The sequence below is a fragment of the Corynebacterium macginleyi genome (assembly GCF_003688935.1).
Taxonomy (GTDB): domain Bacteria; phylum Actinomycetota; class Actinomycetes; order Mycobacteriales; family Mycobacteriaceae; genus Corynebacterium; species Corynebacterium macginleyi.
Genome location: NZ_REGE01000003.1, coordinates 25,023 through 44,505, shown reverse-complemented (window position 1 = coordinate 44,505; position 19,483 = coordinate 25,023). Strand labels below are relative to the sequence as shown.

Sequence of the window (19,483 nt, the reverse complement as noted above, 5' to 3'; positions counted from 1 at the left end):
GCGTTTAACTTCGTATCTTTGAGTGCTGTTGGGGGGCTTGATTAACAGAAATCTTATGTTTAGCCACGCTAAAGGATACGGTATCGCCTACATCAATATCCAAAGCCGTTTCTCTACTTACCGGCACGGTAATCGTGTGCCCGCCCATATCTAAGCTCAACCGGGCATCGGCCATAGTGGTAGCCTCCACCGCGATGACGGTGGTGGACCAGTGATTTAGTTCAGTAGAGCCGTTAGGGGTCAGTTGTACGTCGCTAGGCTTAAATGTGACTACTACCTTATCGTCAGCGCGGAGATCGCTGGCGCCGCCAGTGATGGTGGTGTTTCCGCAGGAGACTACCGTTTCGGTAGCGGTAGCCTTGGTGACCGTACCTTCCACCCGGTTGAGCCCGGCGATTGTGGCCACATGGTTGGTAGGCGGGGCATCGAGCAGATTCGTGGCAGGGCCGTGGGCGATGACGCGGCCGGAATTCATGACCACCATGTCATCGGCAAGCCCGGCAATGTCCAGTACATTGTGGGTCACGAGCAAGGTGGTGTGGTGGCGGCGGGTAGCGCGCAAGAAGCGGCGCCACTTGCTGGCGGACTCCACGTCGATGGCTGCTAAGGGCTCATCCAGAAGCAGGATGGTGGGCCGAGCGGCGAGCGCGCGGACGAGTGCCACCTGGGCGGCTTGGCCGCCGGAGAGGGCTGGTACGGGGACATCGTTAAGCTCCCGCAGTCCCGCTGCCTCGAGCAATTCCGTCGCCTGCTGCTTATCGCGGGTGACCATAGCGATGGCCTGGGTGGCGGTAGCCCGCGGTGGCAGGCCGGGGTGCTGTGTAAGCAGGACAATCTCATCCTGGTTGGCGGTAATCTGCGCGCCGGTTAGCCGCCCGGCGATGCGTTTCATCAAAGTGGTTTTGCCCGATCCATTGGAACCCACGATGGCCGTGATCGCGCGCGGGGTAAACGCTGTTGTCCTCCCATCTGCCGTGACGGATAACGCGGAGGCGTGATCCGGGGCTGTCAGAGCGCTGAGTTTTTCGTAGTCCATGTTATGTAGCGCGCGCGCCTGCGCCCGGTAGGAACGCTGGAGGAGCGAGGGAAGGCCGGCGAGGGCCAGGCAGACAATGGCCATCGCGATGAGGATGGCGGAGAGCACATAGGCACCATCGGTATCGACTTCGCGCTCCAAATAGATTCCAAGCGGCATCGTGCGGGTTACGCCCGGCTGGGAACCAGCGAAGGTCAACGTGGTGCCGAATTCGCCGAGGGAGCGCGCGAAGGCAAGTCCAGCGCCGGTAGCCAAGGCGGGAGCAATGGAGGGAATGGTGATTTTGCGCAGTATCTCCCAGCGCGAAAGCCCTACGCTGGCGGCAGAGGCCACAATTTCCTCGTCCAATTGGCGCAGGGCAGAATCGACCGCCACCACGACGAAGGGCAAGGCTACAAAGCACTGCGCGGCGATGACGCCGGGGAAAGCAAAAGCAAAATGGAAGTCTATGGCGTCAAGAAGCGGGGACAGATAGCCTCGGCGGCCGATGGCGGCGGTCAGCGCCAAACCGCCCACCACCGGTGGCATGGCCAAGGGCAAATAGATGAGCAGGCGGATAACGCCGCTGCCCCGGCCGAGCTGTTGGACCCATAAGGCAAAGCTGGTACCCAGTACCATCGCCAGCAGCATCGATTGGAATGCCGCAGCGAGGGATAGCTTGAGCATGTCCCATATCTCCGGTTTGGCGAGGTATTCGTCAACGCGGTTCCACGGTACGCGCAGCCCCAAGGAGGCTACGGGAACGAGGATGACAACGACCGCGATGAGGCCGATAAGGCCGATAACGAGGGGAGATTTAAGGCGGATGGGTTGGGGAGGGGTCATCACTTAATCCGTTGCTTTAAAGCCGTAATCTTCCCAGGTCTGATCAAAGTCATCGGCCAATATGTCGAGGACCTTCTGCGCCTCTTGGGGGTGCTCAGCCTCGACGCAAACGCCGCCCAGGATCTGGTTGGCAAACTTATCAGCATCCGGGATCTCGATGACCTCTACGTCATCGCCAGCGGCCGCAGCGTCGGTGGAGTAGACCCAGCCAGCAGTGGCCTCACCAGAGACGACCTTGCCCAGAACATCAGCGACCTGCTGCTCCTGGGAGGCGGGCTTTACGTCCAGTTTGTTTTCTTCGATGATCTGGGAAGAGATATCGCCGCAGGGAACCTGCGGGTCACAGATGACGAAGCGGTCTTCGTTCTGCAGATCCTCAATGGAGTGGATATTGCCCGGGTTACCCTTCGGCACGACCATCACCATGACGTTGGTGGCCAGAACCTTAGGGTCCCGTACGGTTCCATCGCTGATGGCCTTGTCCATGGTCTTCTTGGACGCGGTCACCAGCAGGTCAGCAGGAGCGCCCTCGATCAACTTATTGACCAAGTCGGCCGAGCCGCCGTTTTGGAACTCGAGGTCAAGCGGGGTATCGAGCTCTAAAGCACGTTTTTCTAGCTCATCATTGATGACGCGGGTGGATGATGCAGCCAAGAGGTGCACGCTAGTTTTTTCTAAAGCCGCGGTGGTGGAGGTATTAGGGGAGCAGGCGGATAGCGCTATGCCTGTGGCGGCCACGGTGGCTGCGGCAAGCGTCTTATGCATAGTGAAGGCTCCTTATTACGTCGGCGGCTATGTAAGCGGAGGAGGGGTGATCTGCAGGAGTGTAACGCCATTCACGGAAGTACACTATGCAATTCGCGTGAATTTGATGTGATAGTCGTTTTCTTCTTCTTTGAGGTAAGACACCTCGAATTTCTCCTCGCGTTCTTCTACTTCCTTGAGTAGCGGCAGGGGGTTGTGCGGGGCGATGAGGATCAGGGCTTGGTCCACGTTCAGGGTGCCCAATGCGCCGTGGATGGCGCCGTGGCGCACTGCGTGGGGAATTAAGGTGACGTTAAGCGTCGGGATGGAGTTCTGCTGGGAGGTATCAGTGACGGGAAGTTCCATGGCGGCGGTTATCCTTTCGGAGATGGGGTGAGACTTTTACCGTGCTTCCAATATTAGTACGATTAAAACCGTGATAAATAATAGGATCGCACACCGCTTCTTCTTCCTTGCCTGCGCCGGGCTTTCCTTGCTGGTTGGGCTCGCTGCGGGGGCATCCCTGCTCGGTGTGGGATTTTCGCCGGCATCTTCCGTGGCATCTGACCATGGCCCCTTGCTGGTCTTCGGCTTTGTTGGCAGCGCCATCGGGCTGGAGCGCGCCGTCGCCGTGCGCACGCGGTGGGCCTGGGTAGGACCCATCTTTCACGCCGCCGGATTCGTGGGCATCGTAAGTGGCCTCCCGCGGCAGGTTCCGGCTTTGTGTTTCGCGGCTGGCTTTATCGTGCTGGGGTTTATTTATGCAACCATCCACCGACGCCAGCCCGCTTTGTCCATTATCGTGCAGGCTACCGGGGTCATCGGCGGGGTAGCGGCGGCACTGCTGTGGGCCATGACACCGACGTTCTCTACGGCCATGCCGTCGTGTGTGCTTTACGTGGTAGCTACGATCATCGGCGAGCGCATGGAGCTTGCCCGCATCACTATCGCCGGTGCCCAGGCGGATAAGCGGATTACGCTGTGGGTCTTAGGGTTGGCGGCGCTTAGCGTGGTCTATATTCTTTCGCCGGCCGTGGGTTACCGCGCTATGGGTGCGGCGCTTATCGGCATTGCGGTTGCCACCGTACGTGTGGATGTGGCAAAGAACCTGGTACGCTCGCGCGGGCTGCCGCGTTATTCTGCCGCCTGCATGCTGGCCGGGTATTTTTGGCTAGCCCTCGGCGGTTATTTTTGGCTGCTGTATGGGGAAAGTTCTGGCTTTGCCTACGACGCCTCCGTGCATGCCATCTTTTTGGGCTTTGTTATATCCATGATTTTTGCTCACGCCCCCTTCATTATTACCTCTGTGATCCGCCGCCATTTGCCCTACCACCCGGTGCTTTTCCTGCCCGTCGTGGTCCTGCACGGCGGTCTGGCGCTGCGCATTCTTGCCGATGTCTTAAGCCACACCGTCGCCTACCAGGTAGGCGGGGTGATCACCATCGTCGCCATCGTGGTTTTCTTAGTCTCCGGCGTTACTTTGACGGTGAAGGAGGCCCACCGTGCACATTAATGACATCTCCTTGGCCGCGCGTAGCCGCTGGCACATTCTTACCGCCGCCCTTGTCGGCGCGTGGGTGCTTATCGGCATTGGCATCAACGTGGCCAACCTGCTGGGCGCGCCCGTGGTGTGGTGGGACCTTATCCATCCGCTGGCCATTGGCGCACTGACTACCGCCATCATCGTATATTCCACTCATTTCACTGAGGCGCTTACCCGCACCGCCCATGATGGTTACCGGGGAGTAGGCGCCCGCGTGACGCTTATCCAGGCTGGCCTCTTCTTGCTCATTCTCGATCGGGCGGGGCATGACTGGGGCCTGCTTGCCGATGTCGCCTCTCTCCTCATCATCGCCGCCCTTGCCTGGCAAATCGTTTTCACCTACAGGTCTTTGCGTGGCTCGCTTTCTGGTTCCTTCGCGGTGACGGTGCCGTTTTATGCGGCCGCCTCTATCTTCATGATCGCCTCTGCAATTCTCGTGATTTTAAGCGGCAATGGTGTGGGTAACTATTCCTTCCTGGTGGCCGCTCACTCGCGCGGTATGGTCTGGGGATTCGCGTGGCTGACCATTGTGGGTACCATCGTGACGCTGCTTCCCACCCTGTCAGGCACCGCTATTTCGCCTACCGCGCGGACGCGGTGTACCCGTGGGCTCATCGTTCATTGCGTAGGGCTGGCACTGAGCATGGTCTGCGGCGCGGTGGGATGGGCGCGGGCGGCGGGCATCGCCCAGCTGCTCGTCGTGTTAGCCTCCATCATGATCATCCAACCCGTCCTGGCCACCGTGCTGGGGCGTCGCCCCCGGCTTACAACAGCATCGGTATCCGTCATCGCCGGATTGCTGTGGATGCTTGCCCTATGCGCCGGCGATGCCGTCGCCGCAGCGTTCGGTGCTTATCCGCGCGTCATCACGTTGTTTTTGGTCCCGGCCTTCCTCGGCGGTGGAGTCTTGCAACTGGTCACGGGCGTATTGCATCACCTGTTACCGACGCTGGTGGGAGGGGGTCCGGCCAAGGTGCACCACGGCCGGGATACCGCGGACCGCACTGGCTTTGCCCGACTCGTCCTTATTAACCTCGGCGCCCTGCTGAGCCTTGTCAATGCCCTGCCTGCCGGGCTTATCCTCATGGGGATAGGTTTAGCATTAAACGTGCTTGCCGTGGGCCGCGCCGTTTACCAACAACAGAATCTGGAGAATTAAATGCTTAGTGTTTCTTCCCCCCAACCACAAGATGAGCCGCCGGAGTCCAGCAATTCCCAGTGGGCCTCGTGGTTGCTCATTGGCATCGCGCTGGCTGCGGTTATCGCGCTCGCCATAGTCAATACCACCTCTAAGGAATCCCAGTCGGCGAGCTCCGCCACCGAAGGTGACACCCACACCATTGACGTAAAAGTCGATGGCATGGCCTTCGTACCCAACCATGTTGACGTGGATCCTGGCACTCACTTGGTGGTTAACTTCACCAATACCGGGGACCAAGTGCACGATCTTAAGATTGGCGATGCCGAAACCGGCCGCGTCGATCCAGGCGATACCGTGCAGCTCGATGCCGGTGTGATCGAATCCAGCATCGAAGGCTACTGCACCATCGCCGGTCATCGCCTGCAGGGCATGACCTTTAACGTCAACGTCGGTGAGTCCGCGCCGCGCACCGGCGGGCACGATCACCACCACGCCGTGGCAGGGGCTTCCAATCCGCACGTCAAGGTTCCCAGCGCCGCCGAGCTGGGCGCCTTCCGTGAAGGTTTTAACGCCTACGATTCCTCTCTTGCGCCTGCGGCCAATACCACTGTGCATGCGGAAACCTGGTCGATGACCGAGGAAATTGTTGAGGTAGCCCCCGGTGTTAAGCAGATGCGATGGCTCTTTAATGGCCAGGCGCCAGGGCCGACGCTGCGCGGCAAGGTGGGCGATAAGTTCAAGATCACCATCAAGAACGAGGGCAGCATGGCCCATTCCATTGACTTTCATGCCGGTGAGGTCAACCCGGATACAAACATGAAGTCCATCCAGCCTGGGGAAGAACTGACCTACGAGTTCACCGCGAATCGCTCCGGCATTTGGATGTACCACTGCTCAACCGCCCCGATGTCCCTGCACATCGCCAACGGCATGGCCGGCAATGTCATCATCGATCCACCAGACCTAAAGGACGTCGATGCCGAGTACAACTTCATCGCCAACGATGTCTTCCTCGGTGAGGAAAAGACCGGCGCCGATGCCCAGCGTGTGGCCGACGGCGAGTTCGACCTGATGGCTTTTAATTACTACCCCAGCCAGTACGATGTCGAGCCTATCAAGGCCAAAGTGGGCGATACCGTGCGCCTGTGGATTCTGAACGTGGGACCCGATCAACCGCTTAGCTTCCACGTGGTGGGCGAGCAATTCGATACGGCCTACAAGGAAGGCGCCTACCTCATCAAAGACGAGTCCCAGACCGGCTCGCAAGCCTTCGACCTTCTTCCCGCACAAGGCGGGTTCGTGGAAATGACCTTCAACGAGCCTGGAACGTATTCCTTTGTCAACCACATCATGACTAACGCGGAAAAGGGGCAGCACGGCAAGTTCGTCGTCACCGAATAAGGCGTTCTTAGCTTCCCGTCCCCACCCCGCCCTTCGCGCTCACCAGGGCACTGCCGAGAGGTATTTTCACCTCTTACTGTGAGCGCGAAGGGCGGGGTTTCTTTATTGCCCTCCTCCTTTGGCGCTCACAGGGCGGCGGTGATTGTGGGCGTACCGTACTGCCGGTGAGCGCGAAGGGCGGGTGGGGCAGCGTGCATGGGCAGCGCAGGAGCAGTTGTAGACAAAAGGCAACCGCCGCGGGCCATCCACATACTGGACGGCGCGCGGCGGTAAAGAGGAGCGGGGAAACTACCTAGGCACCGTGGCTCGGAGTTTCTCCTTCCAATTGCTTCCGGTTGGAGCGGATAGGCTCCCATGCGGTAGTAGAGCGCATTGGGGTGGTGCGCTCATCGCGGGAACGGTAGACCACATAGGGGCGCGTGACGTAGCCGACTGGCGCCGAGAACGCGTGGACGAGCCGGGTAAAGGGCCACACGGCGATGATGGTGAAACCGCAGAGGACGTGGACTTTAAATTGCCAGGGGGCACCGGCCATCAGGTCGGGCTGAATGTTGAAAATCAACAACTGACGCAGCCATGGGGAAATAGTCTCGCGGTAGTCGTAACCACCGGTGCCCGCAAGATCGAAAAGCTGCAGGGTAAAAGTGGCAAAGGAGCCCGATACCAGCGCGAGGCCGAGCAGCGCGTACATGACCTTATCCGAGGTGGAGGTGGACAAGAATACGGAGCGGTTCTTTAGCCTGCGGTACAGCAATCCGGCAAAGCCCAGCAGGACGGCTAGCGCGGCGATGGAGCCGGGGATGGTGGCAAGGAGGTGGTAGGCGTGGTCGCTGATGCCAACGGCTTGAGTCCAGGACTTGGGGAAGGCCAAGCCCATCAGGTGGCCGATGACGACAAAGACCATGCCCCAGTGAAAGAGCGGCGAGGATAAGCGCAGCAGTTTGGATTCATAGATTTGGGAGGAGTGGGTGGTCCAACCGAATTGGTCGGAACGCCAACGCCAGAAGATGCCCACGAAAAATACCGCGATGGCTAACCACGGGAAGGCACCCCAGAGAAAGTTATTAAACATGATGTGGCTCCTAGACGAGGTCTGGTTGAGTAGTGGGGAAGGGAAGGTCTGCAATGCCGACCATCTCGGCGGGTGGGCCGGTGCGGATGAGATCGACGTACTTTTGCGCGGTATCAGAATCAACTTCCGGAAGCGCTTTGCACAGCGCGACGATCAAGCTGACATAGGGAGAACGCTCGCGGGCGAGGGCCGCGCGCAGCACCTCGATTCCTTCGCGGTAGCTGGCCACTAATTCGACGGCGCGCTCGTGCGTTTCCCCCTGGCTCATGGCGAGGGCTTCGAGGACGACGCAGAGGTGATCGGGCAGCTCTTCGTCTGAAATTTCGAAGCCGAGCGATTCCAATTGCTGGCGGAAGGACAAAATAGCCATCCCGCGCTGGCGAGTATCGCCGACGGCAAAGTAAGACAGGTACAGCGTGCAGCGGCGGCGTTGATCAAAGGTCTCGACGTAGTGTTCCTCCAAGCCACGGGGTCCGATGCTGCGCGCCCATTCGGCGAAGTTTATAAAGTCTGTGGCAATGGCCAGCGGCAGGTCATCTACTTGGTCTTCGACCACCGAGAGGCGGTCAAAGATATCCTCGCTGGGGTAGTTAAGCAATACGGAAACGGCCATGGCGACGATTCGCCGCTGGTCTGCGGTGACCTCGACCGGCGTGACAAAGTCGTTGGGTACTTGGCCGGTGTGGGCGCGCAGCGTCTTTTTGACGTCCTTGGCACCGCCGGTGGAACCGATGCCGGCGGGCGTACCGAATCCGGCCACGGGGGCGTCGCCATCCTGCGGGACCGATGGCCGCTGCAAAGATTGCTGGCGCTGGCGGAGTTTATCGAAGATATTCACGGCTTAACCTACTTCCGCGACGGGAACATGGCCGCGGGCCGGTTACCGTGCCATGAGAGCAGCGAGACCTTTCCTTGTGGTTCGGCGCCGTGGGTGCAGGCTTCGGGCGCGCCCATGCCCAGGTCGTGGAAGACCTCCTGGGAGGCTTTGGCCGGGTCCACATCGCCGAAAGGGTCTAGGTCGGTAATGCCGCGCGGAGATTCCGGTGAGGCGGTTGGGATGACGTAGCGGTCATCGTATTTAGCGATGGATAATAGGCGGTACATGCCTTCCATGTCCCTGCCCGTCATACCGACTGCCTGGGCGATTTCTTCCTGCGGCTCGTTGCCCAGGTTGATATCGCGCATATACGAACGCATCGCGACGAGCCGGCGCAGCGACTTTTCCACCGGCACAGTATCGCCGGCGGTAAACAGGCCCGCCAGATATTCCAGCGGAATGCGCATATTCGATAGCGCCGAGAAGAGGATCTTGTGGTTCTCGCCGTCGTTACCGGTCGCTGTTACCTTGTCAACGATGGGTGAAAGCGGCGGGATGTACCAGACCATCGGCATCGTACGGTACTCCGGGTGCAGCGGCAATGCGACGCCGTACTTGAAGATCAGATCGTAGATTGGGGACTGCTGTGCGGCATCGATCCAGGAGTGCGGGATGCCCTCGGCCTGGGCCCCGCGGACTACCTCCGGATTGTGGGGGTCGAGCATGATCGACTTTTGGGCTTCGAAAAGGTCTTGTTCGTTTTCGGTAGAGGCGGCCTTAGCGACGCGGTCGGCATCGTAGAGGATGACGCCCAAGTAGCGCAGGCGGCCGACACAGGTTTCGGAACACACGGTGGGTTGGCCAACCTCAAGGCGCGGGTAGCACAGCGTGCACTTTTCGGCCTTGCCGGTCTTGTGATTGAAGTAGACCTTCTTATACGGGCAGCCGGATACGCACATGCGCCAGCCGCGGCAGCGGTCCTGGTCCACCAAGACGATGCCGTCTTCGCTGCGTTTGTACATTGCGCCGGAGGGGCAGGAGGATACGCAGGTCGGGTTCATGCAGTGCTCGCAAATGCGCGGCAGATAGAACATGAACGAGTCCTCGATTTCCTTCTTGACCTCGAGGTTCATGTTGTGAAGAACGGGGTCACCGTCAAGCGTGGCAGTAGAGCCACCCAGGTTATCGTCCCAGTTGGAGGACCATTCGATCTTGCCGATGTCACGGCCGTCGACCTGGGATACTGGCTTGGCGGTTGGCTGGGTCTGCTGGCCGGCCTTGGCGCCCATCAGGTCCTCGTACTGGTAGGTCCAGGGTTCGTAGTAATCCTGGATGGTGGGCAGGTTGGGGTTGTGGAAGAGGGTCGCTAGCTTCTTGAGACGCCCGCCCGCCTTGGGCTTGATCTTGCCGGACGCGGTGCGCTCCCAACCACCTTTCCACTTCTCTTGGTCCTCCCACGTGCGCGGGTAACCGAGGCCGGGGCGGGTTTCCACGTTATTGAACCAGATGTATTCGGTGCCTTCGCGGTTGGTCCATGCTTGCTTACAGGTAACGGAACACGTGTGGCAACCAATGCACTTGTCCAAGTTCATGATCATGGAGATTTGGGCCATGACTTTCATTAGTAGGATACCTCCTGGGAACGGCGGCGAACGCGGGTGACTTCATCGCGGTTATTGCCGGTGGGGCCGATGTAGTTGAAGTGGTAGGTCAGCTGTCCATAGCCGCCTGCGATGTGCACGGGTTTGATGGAAATGCGGGTCAGCGAGTTGTGCGTGCCGCCGCGCCGCCCGGTGTGTTCGTTGATAGGTGTGCCCACGGTGCGCTCCTGTGCGTGGTTGCACAGCATGGTTCCCTCCGGGATGCGGTGGGAGACGATGGCGCGGGCGGACACGACGCCGTTGCGGTTGTATACCTCGACCCAATCGTTGTCCGTGACGCCGATTTTCTCGGCGTCCTTATTGGACATCCAGACCACCTGGCCGCCGCGTGAGATGGATAGCACGTGGAGGTTGTCAAAGTACTGCGAGTGGATGGACCACTTATTGTGCGTGGTCAAGTACCGCAGCGTGACTTCGGCTTCGCCGCGGTCGTTGGTCAATTCACTGCCCGGCGCGAATTCACCGTGCATGTGGACGTGATCCAACGGCGGGCGGAAGATCGGCAGCGATTCGCCGTAGTCCATAAACCAGTCATGGTCGATGTAGTACTGCATGCGGCCGGTCAGTGTGTGCCAGGGCTTATCAAACTCGACGTTGATGGAAAAGGCGGTGTAGCGGCGTTTATTGCGTTTATCGGCGGTCCACTCCGGGGAGGTGATGATCTCCTTCGGGCGTTCCTTGATGTCGTCCCACGTGATGCGGGCGTCTTCATCGGGGGCGCCCAGTGGGGTGAGGTCCTTGCCGGTGCGAGAGGACAGGAACTCGAAGCCCTGCTTGGCTAGTTCCCCGTTGGAGACACCGGAAAGATGCAAGATAGCATCGATGACTTTCGTGTCTTTGGATAGGTCCACTAGCTCGCCCATTGAGGTCTCGGACGTACCACAAATCAACTCGAGTTCTTTGACCTGTTTTTTCACATCGAACTTGGTGCCGTGTACGCCGGTGCCGAGCTTCGCGGGAAGCGGACCCAGGTGCGCCCACTTTTCGTAGATTTTGGTGTAGTCGCGCTCGACAACATGGAGCTTCGGCATCGTGACACCAGGGATAAGGCCCTGTTCCTCAGGGTCGGGGACGATGCCGTGGGGCATGCCGAGCTCGTCTGGGGTGTCGTGGTGGCTCGGCTGGGTGATGACATCGCGTTGCACTCCCAGCCACTTGGTGGCTTTATCGGATAGCGCTGCGGCCAGATCCCGAAAGACCTCGTAGTCCGAGCGTGCCTCCCACGGTGGGTTAATTGCCGCGTTAAAAGAATGCAGGTACGGGTGCATGTCGGTGGAGGACAGATCGTGCTTTTCATACCAGGTGGCGGCTGGAAAGATGAGGTCTGAGACCAGCGTGGTGGAGGTATTGCGAAAGTCCGTGGTCATCATCAGATCTAGCTTGCCTTCCGGTGCCTTGTCCACCCACTTGATGCTGCGCGGGCGGTCTGCGGGGGCGAGTTCTTCGGCTGTGGCGTCTGAATCGATTCCCAAAAGGTGGCGCAGGAAGAATTCGGTGCCCTTGGCGGAGGAGCCGAGCAGGTTGGTGCGCCAGTTGAGCAGGATGCGCGGCCAGTTCTCCTCCGCAGACGGGTTGTCATAGGAGAATTCCAGGCGGCCGCTTTCTAGCTCTTGGACCACGTAGTCGTTGATGTCCATGCCGGCCTCGTCGGCTTCATCGGCGAGGAAGAGGGAGTTGCGGTTGAACTGCGGGTAGGCCGGCATCCAGCCGCGGCGCATAGATTCCGCCATGGTATCGGAGACCATCTTATCGCCAATGGAACCGTGGCTGGCCAGCGGTGAACCTAAGTGGGAGGCGCGTGAATTATCGTAGCGATATTGCTCGGTGGCGAAATAGTAGAAGCCGGTGGAAATCATGTGGCGCGGTGGGCGCTGCCAGTCGGCGGCCATGGCCCACTGGGTCCAGCCGTTGATCGGACGCAGCTTTTCTTGGCCCACGTAGTGCGCCCAACCGCCGCCATTAACACCCTGGGTACCGCACATGGAGGTCAGTGCCAAGAAGGTACGGTAGATATTATCGGCGTGGAAGTAGTGGTTGACGCCTGCGCCCATGATGATCTGCGAGCGGCCCTGGGAATCGGCGGCATTCTGCGCGAATTCGCGGCCGATACGGATGGCGGTATCGGCGGCCACGCCCGTGAGTTCCTCTTGCCAGGCAGGCGTGCCGACTTCGCTGGGATCATGGAAGTCCTTCGGCCAGCTACCGGGCAGGTGGAGATCCTCGCGGTTGACGCCGTAGTGGGCGAGCATGATGTCGAAAACGGTGGTAACGAGCTTGCCGTCGACCTCGCGGACGGGAACGCCGCGGTGGACGATACCCGCGCCAATGGGCTTATCGGTTCCCACGTCTTCCGGGTTGGTATCCAGGTCGAAGCGGGGGAAGAGCACCTCGGCGGTGTCAAAGCTATCGGTTTCGGCGATGGACATGACCGGATCGGCGTTGTCCAGCGCCAGGTTCCACTTGGCGCTTTCGTTATCCCAGCGATCTGCCACGGTGCCGCCCGGGTCAACTATGCGCCCGTCTTCTTCCATCACCAGGCCACGGTGGGTGGCGTTGGGGGAAGAGGCCAAGGTGGCATCAGCAAGCTGCGAGGCGGTGAGGAACTTACCTGGGGTGTAGGTGCCGTCGCCGTGTTCTTCCAGGGATACCAGGAAGGGCGAGTCGGTGTATTTGCGCATGTAGTTCAGGAAGTATGGTTCCTGGCGGTCTACGTGGAAGGTCTTCAAGATGACGTGGCCCATGGCAAAGGCGAGCGCGGCGTCCGTGCCCGGCTCGATGCGGGCCCACTCATCGGCGAACTTGGTGTTATCTGCAAAGTCGGGGGAGACCACCACGACCTTGGTGCCCTTGTAGCGAGATTCCACCATAAAGTGGGCGTCTGGGGTACGGGTGACCGGGATATTCGAGCCCCACATCATGAGGTAGGAAGAGTTGTACCAGTCACCGGATTCGGGGACATCGGTCTGGTCGCCGAAGGTCTGCGGTGATGCCGGGGGGAGGTCGGCGTACCAGTCATAGAAAGACAGGGCGACGCCGCCAATGGACTGTAAGAAGCGCATGCCCGCGCCATAGGAAATCTGGGACATTGCCGGGATCACGGTAAAGCCATTGATACGGTCCGGCCCGTACTTGCGGATAGTGTAGACGTGCGCGGCCGAGGCAATATCGATGGCCTCTTCATAGGAGATGCGGATAAGCCCGCCCTTGCCCCGCTGGGAGATATAGGCCTGGCGTTTTTCTGGGTTCTCTTGGATAGCGCGCCATGCCAGAACGGAGTCGCCGTGCTTTGCCTTTTCCTCACGGAACATATCTACGAGCACGCCGCGGGCATACGGGTAGCGCACGCGGGTAGGAGAGTAGGTGTACCAGGAAAAGGAGGCACCGCGCGGGCAGCCGCGGGGCTCGTATTCTGGCATGTCATTGCCGGTGGTGGGGTAATCCACCGCCTGCGATTCCCAGGTGATCACGCCATCTTTGACATAGACTTTCCACGAGCATGAGCCGGTGCAGTTCACACCGTGGGTAGAGCGCACCATTTTGTCGAAGGACCAGCGGTTGCGGTAAAAGACATCTGCCTGGCGGCCGCCCTTTAAGAAAAGCTGCTGGCCGGACTCGGTAGCTTCGCCTTTGCGCAGGTAGGCGCCGAGTTTAAAGAGCGGATTTGAGTTGCCCTTCGCGGGCGAGAAGTATGCAGTCATGGGGGTGAAAGCTCCTAATTATCCGGGGAATGGGGCGTTGGGGCGGGCGTAGTAGATCCACACCAACACGGTGGTGATGGCAAAATACACGGCGCATCCCCAGAAGAACGTCGGTGCAGACAAGATAGAGAGCAAAACTCCTGCCACGAAGGGGCCGAAGGCACCAATCGCACCGGTCCATCCGATGACGCCGCCTGCTTGGCGCTTGGGCAAAATCATGGGCATTTGCTTAAACGTGCCGGCGTTGCCCAAGCCCGTGAAGAAGAAGAAAATGAGCATGGTTCCAAGGAACCACCAAACCTCATCCGGCTCGTTGGGGGTGAGGAAGAAAGTAGCCACGACGGTAAAGATGGTCATGCCCAGGCAGCCAATGAAGGTCCAGATGGCGCCGCCGAACTTATCGCACAGCGGGCCCCACAGGGCGCGAACGAGCGCGCCAATGAGGGGCCCGAGGAAGGCATAGCTCGAGCCGGCGGGCAGATTCTCGTAGGTGCCGGCAAATTCGGAACCTTCGCCGAAAATCTGGTTAATTAGCAGTGCGGTTTGAGCGGCGAAACCAGAAAATGCGCCGAAGGTCATGAAGTAGACGATGGTTAGAATCCAGGTGTTTTTATTTCCAAAGATGTCCATCTGCTGGCGGAAATTCGCTTTTACGGGAACGTCCTTGAGCAGGGTCCATGCCAGGAAAGCACCGACGATGGTCCACGGCACCAAGAAAATGGCGGGGTTGTGAACAAAGATTTCCCCATCAGCTGTGCGCTGCGGAGCAACAAAACCTACACCCAGCAGCGTAAAGCCCATAAGCCATGGGGCGACTAGCTGGATAAAGGAGATACCGAAATTACCGATGCCGGCCTGGATACCAAGCGCGGTGCCGGATAGGCGCTTGGGAAAGAAGTAGCCGGTTGAGGGCATGAATCCGGAGAAGACGCCGCCGCCGATGCCGGAGAGGAAGGCGAGGGTCAGCAGCCACCAGTACGGGGTGGAGGAGTCCTGTACTGCGAAGAACCAGCCCAGCATGGGGATGATAAATAGCAGCGAGGAGCTGAAGACAAGCTTGCGGGTGCCGAGGATGGGTGGCAAGAACATGAAGATGAGGCGAAAGATACCGCATGCCAATCCGGGGATGGCGGTCAGCCAGTACAGCTGGCTGCGGGTTAAGTCGAAACCAATCTTGTTCAACTGTGGGGCAATTGCCGATACGAGGTACCAGGTGGCAAAGCCGATGATAAGGACAAATGTGGAGATGCACAGTGTGCGCCAGGCAATTTTAGAATCCCAGCGGTTGGAATCTTCCGGATCCCAACCTTGGATGACTTTGCCTGAGGTATCAAGAGCATTCATGATTTCCTCACAGATAGTAGGTCGTTCAACTCTTGAATCTACCTGCGACTATGCTCAAAAAGGTAAATAAAACTGATAAAATCCGTATCTATTTACGACATACAAATGTTGCGTAATTCTTGATCGAATCTGATGTCGCAGGTTAGCCCCGTGCCTCGAATATGGTGGTATCGGAAACGGCATGATGTGATATTAAACACACTCTACAGTAGGCAAGGAAAGAGGCTCATGCCCCAAAGAAAGGCACAGGTAATTGTCAGCTCGGACCGCATTCTGGCCGGGGAAAAACCGAACCGCGCCGGGGAGAAAGCGGCAGAAATCCTCCGCGCCCACGACATCGATGTCGCACCACCCCGCATCGTGCCGGAAGGCTTTACGCCCGTCGATGAAGCGCTGCGCACCGCGGTGGATACCGGCACCGATATCGTCGTGGTCATCGGCGGCACCGGTATCGGGGCGACGAACCTGACCCCCGAGGTCACCGAGCGCTACATCAAAGCCCGCCTTTACGGCCTGGAGACCCAGGTGCTCTTGCGTGGGCTCGAGTCCTCGCCCAAGGCGGGCCTGTCCCGCGGGATCATCGGCATGACCGAGCACGGCGGCGGCAGCCTCATTATCACTTGCGCTTCATCCACCGGCGCCGTGGCAGACGCCTTTGGGGTTATTGCGCCGCTGTTTGCTGATGTCTTCCGCTCCCGCGGCGAATAATTCTTACTCACCCTCCCTTCGCGCTCACGGGGGAGGGTGGACTGTGGCTGCCTTAGCTGTGCCGGTGAGCGCGACGGGCGGGGTGTGGCGGAAGGTCCCGCAATTCGGCCGGAGTATCGTAATCGCGCTCGGCGCCGGTGCCGGCCACCTCGACGAAATCGGCGCCGCGGATGAGCCTGCGCACGGAGACGTTGCGGGTCGATTCCAGCGCGCCCAAGCGTTCAAAGAGCGCAGCGGTATGCCACAGCGAACACAGGGGCTGTAAGTATCCGTCAGCGGCGCGGGTAATCGCGGCGCCGACGGAGGGTACAGCATCTAACGCACCGTAGAGATCCGGGAGAAGTTGTGGGGAATCGGGTGCATCAACCGCGAAGAGGGCTAGGCGTTCGCAATGTGACAGGGCACGGGCACCAGCCTCGATACCGGCGACGGGGCCGCCAAAAAGCGGCGATTCGCACACCTGCGGCAGGCCGAGGTAGTGCGGGGAAATCACGATGGACGGCATGCCATAAGGAAGCTGGCACGCTAATCGGTCCACCAGGCGCAGGCCGAAGGCACGTACCTGGGCCTTATCGGCCCCGCCCATGCGGCGCGATTGCCCACCGGCCAGAATGATCGCGCCGTCCATCAAGCCTCCGGGAGGGTCCTAGACCAATCGCCGGAGCGCCCGCCCGACTTCGCCACGATGCCACACCGGCGAATATACGCGGAGCGATCGACGCCCTTGACCATGTCAATGAGCGCTAAGGCGGCAACGTTGACCGCGGTCAGCGCCTCCATTTCCACGCCGGTGCGGTCAGCGGTGCGCACGGTGGCGGTGATCTTCACGTGGGCATCGGCAAGCTCGAGATCCACCGCGCAGCCATGCACGCCAATGGTGTGGGCGAGCGGTAGGAGCTCTGGGACCTTCTTCGCTGCGGAAATGCCGGCGATGCGCGCGACCGCGAGCACGTCGCCCTTGGGCACGGTGCCCTCGCGCAGCGCGGTCATGACCGCCGAGGAACAGACGACCTCGCCCTCAGCGGTGGCGGTGCGCACGGTCGGCTGCTTCTGTGTCACATCGACCATGTAGGCGGTGCCGGCGGAATTAAGGTGGGTAAAGTCCATGACAAATCTCCTCGTTAATACAGATAGACGGTGGTCTCTTCTCCCGCGGCGGGGGCAGGGCCATCAATGATGCAATACCCACTTGTACCGGTTAGCGAAACCACTCGGTGGCTGCCCTGACTGAGCGCACCAGTAATCGTAGGTTTTCCCGTAAAACTCACGGTTACGGGGACTATATGGGGGTGCGTGCTTGCCGATGGCAACGGCGCCTCGACCGCTGCGCGCAGCTGCACGGTCTTTCGCGGGTGCGACTGACCCGACAAGGCGGCGATGAGTGGGCGGGCGTAGAGCTGGAAACCAACGAACGCCGCTACCGGATTGCCCGGCAACGCTAGCACCGGAATGCCCCGCCACGTGCTTATGCCCTGCGGCGCGCCGGGTCGCTGGTGAACATGCCCGAACCACGACTTATCCGCTGTGCCCAGTACTCCGTGCACCACGTCGAAAGCGCCGGCCGATACCCCTCCAGACGTGATGATGAGATCGTGAGATTCGGAGAACTCATCGAGCAGTCGGGATAATTCCGCGGGGTTATCGCTCACGTGGCAGTAGGACTCCGTGTGGGCGAGGCAGGCGAGCATCGGCCCATTGGAATCCGGCAGGCATCCTGCAGCAAGCTCATCTGGGTAGGCGGATAGCTCATTGCCGGAAGAAATCACCGCGATGCGCGGGCGCCGGAAGGCCTGGACGGTATAAATGCCGGTGGATATTAGCGCTGCGATAACCGCAGCATCCGTGGTGGTACCGGCAGGAGCGACGACGGTGCCTGGCTGTACGTCTTCGCCGACGGGGCGGATATGCGTTTTCGTGGGCGCGGCAGTGATGGTGACCTCACCTGGCAAATCTGTCGGCCCAGGCGGGACGGTGGTGTTTTCTACTGGGATCACGATAAGGCCAGTGGTATCGCCCACCGGCGCGCCAGTCATGATGCGCACCGCCTGGCCAGCCGGAACGTCCTGCGCCGCAGCCCCGGCGGGTACATCGCCTGCTACCGGCAGCGTCCACGGTCCTGCCCCCGCAATATCTGTAGCGCGGACCAAGAAGCCATCCATGGCGGAATTGGCAAAGGGCGGAACGGGAAAACGCGCGATGGCGTCCTCCGCTAAAACCCGGCCGTGCAGCACAGGGCCTACGTGAACGGACTCTGCCCGCGGTGCCGGGGCGAGTGCCAGAACCGCGGAAAGATGCTCAGAAATGGAACGCGATGCGGACATAAATTAGTAGACTAGCCGCCAATAGCAGACATGGGACGCATCGGCTGCAAGAAGCCCTCATTATCAATGCCGTGGCCTGGTTTCTTCGCCCACATTTCCCCGGCCCATGCCTGCATTAATTCCTCGTCGCTGGCGCCAGAGCGCATGAGATCGCGCAACTGGGTTTCGGAATTGCCAAATAGGCAGTTGCGCACGGCGCCATCGGTGGTAAGCCGGGTGCGGTCACAGTCGCCACAAAAGGGATGGGTCACCGAGGCGATAATGCCAAGCTTGCCGGCGGTGCCATCGGGGGCGACGGCATCCCACAATTCGGCCGGGGCCGATCCGCGTGGCTCGCGCGCCGGGCGCATGGAAAAATAGTTTTGCAGCCGGTGCACAATATCGTTCGCAGTGACCATGTCTTCGCGGCGCCACTTATCGCGCGGGCCCAGCGGCATTTGCTCAATAAAGCGCAGCTGTGCGCGCTGGTGCAGGGCATAGTCCGCCAGCGGGACGATATCTACTTCATTGACACCGGGCATGACTACGGCATTGATCTTGACGGGATTTAATTTGGCATTGGCCGCGGCGGCGATGGCCTTGCGCACGTGGGTAAGCCGGTCGCGACGGGTAAGTGCGGCATAGCGCTGTGGATCGATGGTATCGAGCGAGATATTAATGCGGTCGAGCCCCGCCGCGGCAAGTTGTGCAGCCCGCTTTTCCAGGCCCAACCCATTGGTGGTTAGCGCCGTCGATGGCGCGATGCCCTCATCCGTGGTTAGTTCTTTGGTGGCGGAAATAATCTTTTCCAAAGATTTGCGTAGCAGCGGCTCGCCGCCAGTAAAACGCACCTGGCGGATACCGAGTTTTTCCACGCCGAGACGAATAAGCCGGATCGTTTCCTCATCAGACAGCGTTTGCTCTGTGGGCATCCACTGTAAGCCTTCGGCAGGCATACAGTATGTGCAGCGCAGGTTGCAGCGATCCGTGAGTGACACACGCAGATCGCGGGCTCTGCGGCCGTAGCGATCAACCAAGGCGCGGGTACCGTCGGCTGTGGCGGCAGGTAGATCCTCTGGCGGCTGCGCCCGACCTACAGTGGGCAAGGGTAGGGACACCGCTGAGGAAGAAGGCGCTGGTGGAGTCATTGCTGCCAGTCTAGGAGTGGGCAGCAACGTATACCAAGCTGAAAC

The 19,483-nt window shown here is 60.0% G+C and carries 16 protein-coding genes; 4 read left to right on the top strand and 12 right to left on the bottom strand.

The annotated features are described in order from the left end of the window. Window positions 1–4: 4 nt before the first annotated feature. The 3 genes from D9V82_RS03520 to D9V82_RS03510 all read right to left on the bottom strand — a co-directional run bounded on the left by D9V82_RS03520 (window position 5) and on the right by D9V82_RS03510 (window position 2,971). Window positions 5–1,861 carry an ATP-binding cassette domain-containing protein gene (locus D9V82_RS03520; protein WP_121911018.1) on the bottom strand — a complete coding sequence of 619 codons (1,857 nt, stop codon included), beginning with the start codon at window positions 1,859–1,861 and terminating at the stop codon, window positions 5–7. Window positions 1,862–1,864: 3 nt separating this feature from the next. Then, entirely contained in the window at window positions 1,865–2,626 is a 762-nt protein-coding gene (gene modA, locus D9V82_RS03515) for a molybdate ABC transporter substrate-binding protein (RefSeq protein WP_121911017.1), read from the bottom strand. An 84-nt stretch (window positions 2,627–2,710) separates the two neighbouring features. Then, window positions 2,711–2,971, bottom strand: a complete 261-nt coding sequence (locus D9V82_RS03510) for a DUF2249 domain-containing protein (protein ID WP_121911016.1) — start codon at window positions 2,969–2,971, stop codon at window positions 2,711–2,713. Window positions 2,972–3,041: 70 nt separating this feature from the next. Here D9V82_RS03510 and D9V82_RS03505 point away from each other — a divergent pair, with 70 nt between their 5' ends. From D9V82_RS03505 to D9V82_RS03495, 3 genes are read left to right on the top strand one after another with little or no spacing between them, the layout of a single operon-like run. After that, the gene (locus tag D9V82_RS03505; RefSeq protein ID WP_121911015.1) at window positions 3,042–4,118 is read left to right on the top strand and encodes a hypothetical protein; all 1,077 of its coding nucleotides are present in this window, start codon (window positions 3,042–3,044) and stop codon (window positions 4,116–4,118) included. Further along, window positions 4,108–5,307: a beta-carotene 15,15'-monooxygenase gene (locus D9V82_RS03500; RefSeq protein WP_121911014.1), complete on the top strand. Its 1,200-nt coding sequence runs from the start codon at window positions 4,108–4,110 to the stop codon at window positions 5,305–5,307. The genes D9V82_RS03505 and D9V82_RS03500 overlap by 11 nt, the downstream gene beginning before the upstream one ends. Further along, window positions 5,308–6,690 (top strand): multicopper oxidase domain-containing protein, encoded by a 1,383-nt coding sequence (locus D9V82_RS03495; protein ID WP_121911013.1) that lies wholly within the window; start codon window positions 5,308–5,310, stop codon window positions 6,688–6,690. A 292-nt stretch (window positions 6,691–6,982) separates the two neighbouring features. On the opposite strand, the gene narI is transcribed toward D9V82_RS03495, so the two are convergent. Genes narI through D9V82_RS03470 form a run of 5 tightly spaced genes read right to left on the bottom strand, consistent with a single transcriptional unit; the run spans window position 6,983 to window position 15,282 of the window. Beyond that, entirely contained in the window at window positions 6,983–7,762 is a 780-nt protein-coding gene (narI, locus tag D9V82_RS03490; protein WP_121911012.1) for a respiratory nitrate reductase subunit gamma, read from the bottom strand. 10 nt (window positions 7,763–7,772) lie between these two features. Continuing rightward, a complete protein-coding gene (narJ, locus tag D9V82_RS03485; RefSeq protein WP_121911011.1) occupies window positions 7,773–8,600 on the bottom strand; it encodes a nitrate reductase molybdenum cofactor assembly chaperone in 828 nt (275 codons plus the stop codon). An 8-nt stretch (window positions 8,601–8,608) separates the two neighbouring features. Continuing rightward, window positions 8,609–10,201 (bottom strand): nitrate reductase subunit beta, encoded by a 1,593-nt coding sequence (gene narH, locus D9V82_RS03480; RefSeq protein WP_121911010.1) that lies wholly within the window; start codon window positions 10,199–10,201, stop codon window positions 8,609–8,611. Further along, a complete protein-coding gene (locus tag D9V82_RS03475; protein ID WP_121911009.1) occupies window positions 10,201–13,938 on the bottom strand; it encodes a nitrate reductase subunit alpha in 3,738 nt (1,245 codons plus the stop codon). The genes narH and D9V82_RS03475 overlap by 1 nt, the downstream gene beginning before the upstream one ends. 18 nt (window positions 13,939–13,956) lie before the next feature. Beyond that, window positions 13,957–15,282 (bottom strand): nitrate/nitrite transporter, encoded by a 1,326-nt coding sequence (locus D9V82_RS03470; protein ID WP_121911008.1) that lies wholly within the window; start codon window positions 15,280–15,282, stop codon window positions 13,957–13,959. Window positions 15,283–15,510: 228 nt separating this feature from the next. Here D9V82_RS03470 and D9V82_RS03465 point away from each other — a divergent pair, with 228 nt between their 5' ends. Next, window positions 15,511–15,990 carry a molybdopterin-binding protein gene (locus D9V82_RS03465; protein WP_121911007.1) on the top strand — a complete coding sequence of 160 codons (480 nt, stop codon included), beginning with the start codon at window positions 15,511–15,513 and terminating at the stop codon, window positions 15,988–15,990. A 52-nt stretch (window positions 15,991–16,042) separates the two neighbouring features. Here D9V82_RS03465 and mobA read toward each other — a convergent pair whose 3' ends face one another. The 4 genes from mobA to moaA are packed head-to-tail and all read right to left on the bottom strand — an operon-like array spanning window position 16,043 to window position 19,438. After that, complete coding sequence (gene mobA / locus D9V82_RS03460; protein ID WP_121911006.1) at window positions 16,043–16,618, bottom strand: molybdenum cofactor guanylyltransferase; 576 nt, start codon at window positions 16,616–16,618, stop codon at window positions 16,043–16,045. Continuing rightward, entirely contained in the window at window positions 16,618–17,097 is a 480-nt protein-coding gene (gene moaC / locus D9V82_RS03455; protein WP_121911005.1) for a cyclic pyranopterin monophosphate synthase MoaC, read from the bottom strand. The genes mobA and moaC overlap by 1 nt, the downstream gene beginning before the upstream one ends. A 14-nt stretch (window positions 17,098–17,111) precedes the next feature. Beyond that, the gene (locus D9V82_RS03450) at window positions 17,112–18,311 is read right to left on the bottom strand and encodes a molybdopterin molybdotransferase MoeA (protein ID WP_121911004.1); all 1,200 of its coding nucleotides are present in this window, start codon (window positions 18,309–18,311) and stop codon (window positions 17,112–17,114) included. An 11-nt stretch (window positions 18,312–18,322) separates the two neighbouring features. Continuing rightward, entirely contained in the window at window positions 18,323–19,438 is a 1,116-nt protein-coding gene (gene moaA / locus D9V82_RS03445) for a GTP 3',8-cyclase MoaA (protein WP_121911003.1), read from the bottom strand. Between the last annotated feature and the right edge of the window lie 45 nt (window positions 19,439–19,483).

What these genes read in the sequence shown, in the direction of transcription:
- D9V82_RS03475 (WP_121911009.1), bottom strand. Translation starts at nt 13,938, where the DNA reads ATGACTGCATACTTCTCGCCCGCGAAGGGCAACTCAAATCCGCTCTTT.
- moaA (WP_121911003.1), bottom strand. Translation starts at nt 19,438, where the DNA reads ATGACTCCACCAGCGCCTTCTTCCTCAGCGGTGTCCCTACCCTTGCCC.
- D9V82_RS03470 (WP_121911008.1), bottom strand. Translation starts at nt 15,282, where the DNA reads ATGAATGCTCTTGATACCTCAGGCAAAGTCATCCAAGGTTGGGATCCG.
- D9V82_RS03465 (WP_121911007.1), top strand. Translation starts at nt 15,511, where the DNA reads ATGCCCCAAAGAAAGGCACAGGTAATTGTCAGCTCGGACCGCATTCTG.
- mobA (WP_121911006.1), bottom strand. Translation starts at nt 16,618, where the DNA reads ATGGACGGCGCGATCATTCTGGCCGGTGGGCAATCGCGCCGCATGGGC.
- moaC (WP_121911005.1), bottom strand. Translation starts at nt 17,097, where the DNA reads ATGGACTTTACCCACCTTAATTCCGCCGGCACCGCCTACATGGTCGAT.
- D9V82_RS03520 (WP_121911018.1), bottom strand. Translation starts at nt 1,861, where the DNA reads ATGACCCCTCCCCAACCCATCCGCCTTAAATCTCCCCTCGTTATCGGC.
- narI (WP_121911012.1), bottom strand. Translation starts at nt 7,762, where the DNA reads ATGTTTAATAACTTTCTCTGGGGTGCCTTCCCGTGGTTAGCCATCGCG.
- D9V82_RS03510 (WP_121911016.1), bottom strand. Translation starts at nt 2,971, where the DNA reads ATGGAACTTCCCGTCACTGATACCTCCCAGCAGAACTCCATCCCGACG.
- D9V82_RS03495 (WP_121911013.1), top strand. Translation starts at nt 5,308, where the DNA reads ATGCTTAGTGTTTCTTCCCCCCAACCACAAGATGAGCCGCCGGAGTCC.
- D9V82_RS03450 (WP_121911004.1), bottom strand. Translation starts at nt 18,311, where the DNA reads ATGTCCGCATCGCGTTCCATTTCTGAGCATCTTTCCGCGGTTCTGGCA.
- narH (WP_121911010.1), bottom strand. Translation starts at nt 10,201, where the DNA reads ATGAAAGTCATGGCCCAAATCTCCATGATCATGAACTTGGACAAGTGC.
- modA (WP_121911017.1), bottom strand. Translation starts at nt 2,626, where the DNA reads ATGCATAAGACGCTTGCCGCAGCCACCGTGGCCGCCACAGGCATAGCG.